Raw genomic sequence first — 9,094 nt, 5'->3', positions numbered from 1 at the left:
TCACCGACCCAACGCACGGTCAACCGCGCACTCTCGGCAGCGCGGGCACCGGTCGAGCGAGGCGTGGCCCGTCTGAAGTCCTGGCGGATCTTCCGCAGAGCCCGGTGCAGCCCAAATCGAATGTCGGCAATCGCCCGAGCCGTCCTCACCCTGGAGCGGCAACGCTGAAAGAGCTCACTGATCATCAACGTGCTCACCGAAGACAACCTGCCCAGCTACCACTCCGAGATCACGATCCGGCTCGGGCGGGACGGAGCCTGGGGTGCCTGGGTCCACCGGTGGACGGCCGAGGAGGACCGGCACTCGTTCGTGCTGCGTGCCATTCTCCTCGCCCGGCGGGCGGTCGACCCGGTCGTCCTGGAGGATCTGCGGCTGCGGAACATGGCGAGCGGATGGTCCCCCCACAATTGGTTCACCCCGCTGCACACCCTGGCGTACGCCACCGTCCAGGAACTCGCCACCCGGCATGCTCACCGCAATACCGGTGCCCTGTGCGGTGACCGGCTGGGCGAGCGGCTGATGACCAGGATCGCCGCCGACGAGAACCTGCACATGCTTTTCTACCGAGAGCTGCTGGCCGACGCGTTCCAGGTGTTCCCCGACGACGCCATGACGGCCCTGGCGGACGTCCTCCGCGACTTCCGGATGCCGGGGGCGGCCATCCCGGGGTTCGGATCGCGGGCCGCCCGCGTCGCGGCGGCGGGCATCTACAACCCGGACATCCACCACGAGCACGTCGTCGCGCCACTGCTGCGCACCCTCCCGGTGCTGGCGGCGACCGAACTCGGTCCCGTCGGCCGGCAGGCGCAGGAGCGCGTGCTCGGCTGGGACATCGGTTCCCACGGCTTCAGGATCGTCCTGTCCGCGGAGATCCCGGCCCTCGTGGAGAATCACCTGCCGCGTGCCGTACGGGAGTTGCTCAGCCGGCACGGACTGACGACGCGAGATGTGGGGAGCTGGATCGTGCACGGCGCGGGACCGAAGGTCTTCACCGCCGTGGAGCGGGCCTTCGCCCTGCCTCCCCAGGCCCTGGAACTCACCCGCCGGTCGGTGGCGGCCAAAGGCAATCTCTCCTCCGTATCCGTCCTGGACGTGCTGTGTACGGCGGCAAAGGCTCCGCCGCCCCGGGGTACGCCCGGTCTCGTCGTGGCGATGGGGCCCGGATTCGCCATCGAGCTGGCTCTCATCCGCTGGTGAGACGCCGACGCGTGCGGTGTGCCGAAAGCACTTCCCCCTCATCACGACAACGCCGCCGCTCCCCTCATCGGCGGGCATTCGAGGGACCGCGCACGCGGCTCACCGGCGCGGCGTCTGCGAAGGCAGCAGGCTGGACCAGGAGGTGGGCAGGGTGCGGAGAGCCGGTCCCGGCAGGACCATCCGGCTCTCCGCACCGGCTGTTGGTGGTTGCGTCCGGTGGTGAGAGAGCAGGGGGGGCAACTGCCGTTCCTGTGGCGCTGGATGGGGGTTGTAGCTCAGTAATCAACTCAGTAATGTACTTAGTTATGGACTTCACTGTTATCGCGAACGCGGTCGAGGTGGACGACGGGATCAAGCGCGTATCGATGCGCTTCATCAAGAAGTACGCGGCACCGGAGCGCTCCCGGCTCAGCCAGGAGCTCTGCGAGCAGATCTCGAAGGCTCTTGAGGAGCAAGGGCTGATCACGCTCCCCCGGCGGCTCCCCACGTCCGAGAACGACTTCGTATTCGTCATCCAGAAGGACTGCCCGCTTGGCCAGGCGGTGGAAGTCGCCACACATGTGGCAGTCCTGGACAAGCTGGGCGCGAATCCGCTCCCCGTTCTGCTGGACAACTTTCCCGGAGTGCGAGCACACCTCGACCGATGAGGTTGCCAGCAGCAACTTCCGGCCAAACCCATGAAGTTGGCGGATGAGCCAACCCCACGGCCACTAAAGTCTTTCGGCATCACACAGATCACCGTGAGCCCGAGGAGTGCACCAGAGGCTCTTGATCAAGAGCTGGTGTACCGGGAGACGGCATGAGGGGATCAGAGGGGGGAGAGCCTCCGCACCGCGTCTACTACATGAGCAAGTACGACATCACGGAGATGTCGGTTATCGGCTGGATGTGCATCCCGTCCGACGCGCGGAGGACCGCCACCGGACACTTTCGAGTCCTCCGTGACAGCCTGCACACCGATCCGCATCTGCACATCCTGGCCGCCGGTCAGAGAGATATGACGCACTGGCTGGAAATCATCGCAGCGATACCGCGCGTCACCGTCGGGGCGGCATACCGTCACAACGCGACCTACGAGCAGCTGTACCCGGCCCTGGTCGATGAGCTCATCGACTGGCACACGGCGGACGACAGCCCGGCCTCGATCGTCTTCGACGGGAACGGCACGGAGACCTTGCGGGCGTCACGGCGCCAACTCCCGCACGGCAGAAGCCGCGTCGCGGAGCAGCCCGGCCTCATCGTGCCTCCTGAGCGCGACTTCCTTCAGGCTGCGGACCTGATCGCCTTCTCCGCCTTCCACTCCATGGTCAAGCGCGAATCCCACCGTTTTATGCATGACTGGTACCCGCGCTTGCTCCCGAAAGCCGAGGGTCCCTTCCCTCTATGAGCGCTATGAGCGCTATGAGCGCTATGAGCGCCATGAGTGAAGGCCCGGGAGCGCCGGGTCTTCCGCCTTTCTTCGCACCAACTCGCCCACAACGGAGGCACCGTGCCCCATTCCATCCCGCAACCCGTGACGGTTCCATGGGGGTCGGAGCGGATCCTGATCTCCAACGCCGAGCTCGCCCTGCCCGCGCCACCCACCGACGCCGACCGCGACGAGGTCGTCGCGGCAGGCCTGGCCAACGCCACCACCGCCCTCCCCGAGGAGGCCTGGCGGGCCGTGGCGCGGGGCATCACCGCGCCGGGCGCCGCGGCCGCGCAGCTCCGGTCGTCACCGGAGGGGCCGGCCGGGTTCCTCATGGAGGAGAACGTCGAGGGGGCGACCCTGTGGTCGCTCGTCACCCGGGTCTGGACGAGCGAGCTGCTGCCCGGCATCCAGCCGCGTACCGGGATGGAGGTGATGGACGTCCCCGACCCGCACGTCGTGGGGACCACCGCGCGGGGCGGGCCGTGTGCCGTCGTCCGGTACCAGTACAAGGACCTGGAGCACCTCAGGAACCACGTCTGGCAGACGTTCAACAGCACACTGGCCAAGAACGACTACGCGTCGTCCATCCTGGCCCGGAAGGTGACGCGCAATCTCATCGCGCACGCGGTGGAGTTCGCTTTCGAGGACAGCGCCGTCGAGCCGTTCCACGCCCTCGTGGTGCGGGACGGGATCACCCGGCTGGCAAGCGCCTGGAAGGTGCTGGCGGGTCCGGACGCGGATGCCGCCGAGACCGCGACGCTGGCGGTGGAGGCGCTGTTCGGCAAGGCGGGGACGTCCCCCGGCGGCATCGGACCGCTGTCGGAGCGGCTGGCCGCGCTCCGGGCGGCCCGGCGGGCCGCCCTCGCGGACGAGTTCGCCGCGGAGGCGGCGGAGCCGGAGCCCGGGCCGAGGGCGGTGCAGATCGCGCAGACGCATGTGGTGCCCGCCCAGATCGCCGTGGGGGTCGAGGGGCATCGGGGCCATCTCCTCGCACCGGACGACTGCTTCGAGGACGCGGTCCGGTCGATCCTGGCCTCCGTCCACGTGGAGTTCAAGCCGTGGGACGACGCGGCCCAGAACGTCGAGGTCATCACGCGGGCCCTCAAGCGGGTGATCCAGCAGGGCGAGGCCCCGGTGGCGAAGGACGGCCTCCAGGCCATTTACGGCCTGGCCGTGGGTCGGATCGAACCCGAGGATCTGCCCCGGGAGTTCGGCGACGACCGGATCCCCGGCACCGCGCTGTGGCGCGCCGTCCACCTCGTGCACGCCCTGACCCGGCCGGAGCTGCACGAACGGCTCAAGGACCAGGCCAAGGCGATCAAGGGCGGGCAGCGGATGGGGCCCAAGGGGTTCGCCGAGCTGCTGGGCCCCATCGTGGACCTGCCCTGGCGCAGCCCCAAGAGGGCCGTCTCCAAGCAGGCGCGCAACGCCTGGAAGAACGGCGGCGTGCTCACGGCGGACGTCATGAAGGAGTGGGAACCCGTCCCCACCGACGACTTCACCACCCTGGTCGCCCCCGCCCTGGCCGGTGACGTGGACGCGCGCTGCACCCTCGCGGTGGCGGGCGGCATCGCGCTCATCGCCGACAAGCAGCTGACACGGAACGTCGGTTCCGCCCTGATGGCCCCCAAGGAGAAGGGCGGCGTCCCCTTCCGCGCGGACGTCAGCCAGATCGTCGAGGACCTGTCCCACCAGGGGAACGAGCTGGGCCTCTGGACGCTCGCCCTCGCCGCCAACCGGTTCCGGACCGACCAGCTGCCGCAGAACGCGGTGACCATCCGGCAGTTCATCAGGAAGGGGAAGGAGAAGGAGGAGCAGGACGCGGCGGCCGGCTACGTCCACTTCACGGTCGACCTCGCCCGGCCCGACAAGATCGCGCGGGACGAGGTCGGGGTGCCGGTGACGTTGTCCCAGTGGGACGTGGTCCGGGCGTCGGACGAGGAGCGGGCCGAGAGGGCGTGGCGGGCCCACCTGGCCAAGTCGGCACCGGCCGTGGGCGGCGTTCTCCCCTCGGGGGACGGCGACGCCCCGGAGTCCGCCACGGAGAGCGCGCCGCCCGCCCCCGGGAGCCCGTCGCCCCAGGGCCCCGACCCCCGGCCCGCGAGCCTGCGCGCCGTCGAACACCGCCGCACGCTGCGCCAGTCCCTGGCGACGGCCCGCGACGCGCTCGACCAGCTGCTGGAGCTCGACGCCGGGACGGGCTCCTGGCCGCCCCTCATCGAGGTCGGCGAGCTGGACGGCTTGCGGGAAGAGCTGCTGAACCTCCAGACCGACGTCCAGAACCTCCGCCGGGTCATCCATGGCGACGACGATCCGGCGGAAGCGGACGACGTGATGGACGACGATGTGAAGGGTGACGGCGTGATGGATGCCTGATGAAGGCGGCGTGCTGTGTGTCCGCAGTCCGACGCGCCGGACCCGACGACGGGCGTAGCTCCGTGCGGGCGTCGGACGGGCGGCAGGCCGATGGGCAGGCGACGGACGGGCCGGCGGACGGGCGACGGACGGGTGGCAGGCCGGGCAGACGGCCGGCCGGCGGACGGGTGGCGGGCCGACGGGCGGGCGGGCGGCGGGCGATTGCTCGGCGCTCCTGCTGGGCCGGCAGCAGGAGCTCAGCGTTCCTTCTGGGCCAGCCGAAGGAGGTGGTCGGCGAGGGCCTGGCCGCCGAGCGGGTCGCGGCTGATCAGCAGGACCGTGTCGTCGCCCGCGATGGTGCCGATGATCTCGTGCACGCCCGCCTGGTCGATGGCCGAGGCGAAGAACTGGGCCGCGCCGGGCGGGGTGCGGAGGACGACGAGGTTGGCGGACGCCTCGGCGGAGATCAGCAGTTCCGCTGCCAGCCGGCCCATGCGGGCCTCGGTGGCGGACTCGCCGAGGGGTGCGCGGGGGGTACGGTCGCCACCCTCCGACGGGACGGCGTAGATCAGCTCGCCGCCGGTGTTGCGGATCTTGACGGCACCCAGTTCGTCGAGGTCGCGGGAGAGCGTGGCCTGGGTGACCGAGAGGCCGTCGTCGGCGAGCAGCCGGGCGAGCTGGCTCTGCGAACGGACGGCCTGCCGGCTGAGGATGTCCACGATCCGGCGGTGGCGTGCGGTGCGGGTCTGCGGCACGGCCTGCCCGCCGTGGGCCGGCTCGGTCTCCTGGGCCTCGGTCATCGTCTCGTCAGTCTCCGGTCGTCGTTCTCCTGGGGCCCTGTCGGGGCTGCCGCGCCCCGTCGGGGATACCGCACCCCGTCAGGGCTACTGCGCCCCATCAGGGTTGCAGCACCCCGTCAGGGCTACCGCACCCGTCAGGGTTACCGCATCCCTGCCGCGGCGGTGACGGCGTCGAGGACGCCGGGGAGCACCCGGAGGAACGTCCCCGCCTCATCTTCCGTGATGATCAGCGGAGGAGCCAGCCGCACCACGTCGGGTGCGACCGCGTTCACCAGGAGGCCGGCTTCCTGAGCCGCCCGCTGCACGTCCGCCGCGACGGGCTTGGAAAGGACAATACCCAGCAGCAGGCCCGCGCCACGGACATGGTCGACCAGGGGATGGCCGAGCGCAGCGATCCCGTCACGCAGCAGGGCGCCCGTACGCCCGGCCCGGGCGGGAATCCCCTCGGTGGCCAGGGTGTCGAGGACTGCCAGCGCCGCCGCGCAGGCGACCGGATTGCCGCCGAACGTCGAGCCGTGCTGACCCGGTGTCAGCAGGCCGGCGGCGTCCCCGAAGGCGAGGGTGGCACCGATGGGAAGACCGCCGCCGAGGCCCTTGGCCAGGGTGACCACGTCGGGCTCGACGCCCTGGGCAAGGTGCTCGAACCAGTGACCGGTGCGGCCGATACCTGTCTGGATCTCGTCCAGGACGAGCAGGGTCCCGGTGGCCCGGGTGATCTCCCGGGCGGCCGCCAGGTAGCCGGCGGGCGGTACGACCACGCCGTTCTCGCCCTGTACCGGCTCCAGGACGACCATGGCCGTGTCCGTGGTCACGGCGGCGCGCAGCGCCTCGGTGTCCCCGTAGGGGACATGGGTGACGTCGCCCGGCAGCGGTCGGAACGGCTCCTGCTTCCCGGGCTGTCCCGTAAGGGCCAGGGCGCCCATCGTCCGTCCGTGGAAACCGCCCTGCGCGGCGACCATGTGGGGGCGGCCCGTCCGTCGTCCGATCTTGAACGCCGCTTCGATCGCCTCCGCACCGGAGTTGGCGAAGTAGACGCGTCCGGGACGGCCGGAGAGCTCCAGCAGCCGCTCGGCGAGGAGGACGGTCGGCTCGGCGGTGAAGAGGTTGGAGACATGGCCGAGGGTGGCGATCTGGTCGGAGACCGCCCGGACGACGGCCGGGTGGGCGTGGCCGAGGGCGTTGACGGCGATGCCGCCGACGAGGTCGAGGTACGCCTTCCCGTCCGCGTCCCACACCGTGCTGCCCTCGCCCCGGACAAGGGGGACGCGGGGGGTGCCGTAGTTGTCCATGAGGGCGCTCTGCCAGCGCCGGGTGAGTTCGGCGTTGGTCATGACGTTCCCCCGGTGGTGGTGGGCGTGCCGGTCGTGGTCGTGGTGGGCGTGCCGGTCGCGGCCCGAGGGCCGGCGGCGTCCGGGACGACCATCGTTCCTATGCCCTCGTCGGTGAAGATCTCCAGCAGGATCGAGTGCTGCACCCGCCCGTCGATCACGCGGGCGTTGGCCACCCCGTTACGGACGGCGTGCAGGCACCCCTCCATCTTGGGCACCATGCCGCTCGACAGTTCCGGCAGCAGCGCCTCCAGTTCGCTCGCGGTGAGCCGGCTGATGACGTCGTCGCTGTTCGGCCAGTCCGCGTAGAGGCCCTCGACGTCCGTGAGCACCATCAGCGTCTCCGCACCCAGGGCGGCGGCGAGGGCGGCGGCGGCCGTGTCGGCGTTGACGTTGTAGACGTGCCCGTCCTCGGCACTGCGGGCGATCGAGGAGATGACGGGGATGCGGCCGTTGTCGAGCAGGGCCTGGACGGCGCCGGTGTCGATGGCGGTGACCTCGCCGACGCGGCCGATGTCCACGCGCTCGCCGTCGATGCGGGCGTAGTGCTTGGTGGCGGTCATGGTGTGGGCGTCCTCGCCGGTCATCCCGACGGCGAGCGGGCCGTGCCGGTTGAGCAGGCCGACGAGCTCGCGCTGGACCTGACCCGCGAGGACCATCCGCACGACGTCCATCGCCTCGGGCGTGGTGACCCGCAGCCCCGCCTTGAACTCCGAGGCGATACCGAGTCGTTCGAGCTGCGCACTGATCTGCGGCCCGCCGCCGTGCACGACGACGGGCCGCAGCCCCGCGTGCCGAAGGAAGACGACGTCCTGGGCGAAGGCGGCCTTCAGCTCGTCGTCGACCATGGCGTTCCCGCCGAACTTGATGACCACGGTCTTGCCGTGGTGGCGAGTCAGCCAGGGCAGCGCCTCGACGAGGGTGCGGGCCTTGGGGAGAGCGGTGTGCTTGCGGGTGCCGGCGGTGTCCGGGGAAGTGTTCATGAGGAGTAGGCGCTGTTCTCGTGGACGTAGTCGGCGGTGAGGTCGTTGGCCCAGATGATGGCGGACTCCTTGCCCTCGGCCAGGTCGGCCGTGATGCGGACCTCCCGGTAGCGCATGTCGACGAGGTCGCGGTCGTCGCCGACCGAGCCGTTGCGGCAGACCCACACGTCGTTGATCGCCACGTTCAGCCGGTCCGGGTCGAAGGCGGCGGAGGTGGTGCCGATCGCGGAGAGTACACGGCCCCAGTTGGGGTCCTCGCCGTGGATGGCGCACTTGAGGAGGTTGTTGCGGGCGATGGAACGGCCCACCTCGACCGCGTCCTCCTCGCTTGCGGCGCCGATGACCTCGATACGGATGTCCTTGCTCGCACCCTCCGCGTCCCCGATGAGCTGACGGGCCAGGTCGTCACAGACCTCGCGGACCGCCTCCNACCGCGTCCTCCTCGCTTGCGGCGCCGATGACCTCGATACGGATGTCCTTGCTCGCACCCTCCGCGTCCCCGATGAGCTGACGGGCCAGGTCGTCACAGACCTCGCGGACCGCCTCCCCGAACGTGTCGGGGTCAGGTGTGATCCCGGAGGCGCCGGAGGCGAGGAGCAGGACGGTGTCGTTGGTGGACATGCAGCCGTCGGAGTCGACGCGGTCGAAGGTCGTGCGCGTCGCCTCCCGCAACGCCTCGTCCAGAGCGGGGGCGTCGACGTCGGCGTCGGTGGTCAGGACGACGAGCATCGTCGCCAGCCCCGGGGCGAGCATGCCCGCGCCCTTGGCCATCCCGCCGACCACCCAGCCGGCGCCCTCGGCGACGGCGGTCTTGTGCACGGTGTCGGTGGTCTTGATCGCGATCGCGGCCTTCTCACCACCATGCGCCGACAGACCCGCGGCGGCCCGGCCGATGCCCGGCAGGAGCTTGTCCATCGGCAGCCGCACCCCGATCAGCCCGGTGGAAGCAACGGCGATCTCCCCGGCACCGCAGCCGAGGGCCTCGGCGGCCTTCTCCGCCGTCGCGTGAGTGTCCTGGAA

Annotated in this window: 8 protein-coding genes and 2 pseudogenes; 5 read left to right on the top strand and 5 right to left on the bottom strand. The window is 70.6% G+C overall.

What is annotated here, in order from left to right:
• From HN013_RS31790 to HN013_RS31770, 5 genes are all read left to right on the top strand, one after another.
• A partial coding sequence (locus HN013_RS31790; protein ID WP_249375678.1) for a transposase family protein occupies nucleotides 1-168 on the top strand: 168 nt, incomplete at its 5' end.
• 21 nt (nucleotides 169-189) lie between these two features.
• The gene (locus tag HN013_RS31785; RefSeq protein ID WP_312018777.1) at nucleotides 190-1,197 is read left to right on the top strand and encodes an acyl-ACP desaturase; all 1,008 of its coding nucleotides are present in this window, start codon (nucleotides 190-192) and stop codon (nucleotides 1,195-1,197) included.
• Between the two features lie 305 nt (nucleotides 1,198-1,502).
• Entirely contained in the window at nucleotides 1,503-1,844 is a 342-nt protein-coding gene (locus HN013_RS31780; protein ID WP_171172429.1) for a hypothetical protein, read from the top strand.
• 197 nt (nucleotides 1,845-2,041) lie between these two features.
• Nucleotides 2,042-2,584 (top strand): hypothetical protein, encoded by a 543-nt coding sequence (locus tag HN013_RS31775; RefSeq protein ID WP_171172427.1) that lies wholly within the window; start codon nucleotides 2,042-2,044, stop codon nucleotides 2,582-2,584.
• A 102-nt stretch (nucleotides 2,585-2,686) separates the two neighbouring features.
• Entirely contained in the window at nucleotides 2,687-4,984 is a 2,298-nt protein-coding gene (locus HN013_RS31770) for a hypothetical protein (protein ID WP_171172426.1), read from the top strand.
• A 236-nt stretch (nucleotides 4,985-5,220) separates the two neighbouring features.
• On the opposite strand, the gene HN013_RS31765 is transcribed toward HN013_RS31770, so the two are convergent.
• The 5 genes and pseudogenes from HN013_RS31765 to HN013_RS33815 all read right to left on the bottom strand — a co-directional run.
• Complete coding sequence (locus HN013_RS31765) at nucleotides 5,221-5,763, bottom strand: arginine repressor (RefSeq protein WP_171172424.1); 543 nt, start codon at nucleotides 5,761-5,763, stop codon at nucleotides 5,221-5,223.
• 140 nt (nucleotides 5,764-5,903) lie between these two features.
• On the bottom strand, nucleotides 5,904-7,094 hold the full coding sequence (locus HN013_RS31760; protein WP_171172422.1) for an acetylornithine transaminase: 1,191 nt from the start codon (nucleotides 7,092-7,094) through the stop codon (nucleotides 5,904-5,906).
• The gene (gene argB / locus HN013_RS31755; RefSeq protein WP_171172420.1) at nucleotides 7,091-8,074 is read right to left on the bottom strand and encodes an acetylglutamate kinase; all 984 of its coding nucleotides are present in this window, start codon (nucleotides 8,072-8,074) and stop codon (nucleotides 7,091-7,093) included. Before argB ends, HN013_RS31760 begins: the two co-directional genes overlap by 4 nt.
• Nucleotides 8,071-8,499 (bottom strand): annotated as a pseudogene (locus HN013_RS33820) (bifunctional ornithine acetyltransferase/N-acetylglutamate synthase); the annotation flags it as partial. The pseudogene HN013_RS33820 and the gene argB, both read right to left, overlap by 4 nt.
• A gap of 28 nt (nucleotides 8,500-8,527) precedes the next feature.
• A pseudogene (locus HN013_RS33815) lies at nucleotides 8,528-9,094 on the bottom strand (bifunctional ornithine acetyltransferase/N-acetylglutamate synthase); the annotation flags it as partial.

This window comes from Streptomyces sp. I05A-00742 (assembly GCF_013055795.1).
GTDB lineage: Bacteria > Actinomycetota > Actinomycetes > Streptomycetales > Streptomycetaceae > Streptomyces.
This window is presented reverse-complemented; position numbering and strand designations above follow the sequence as displayed.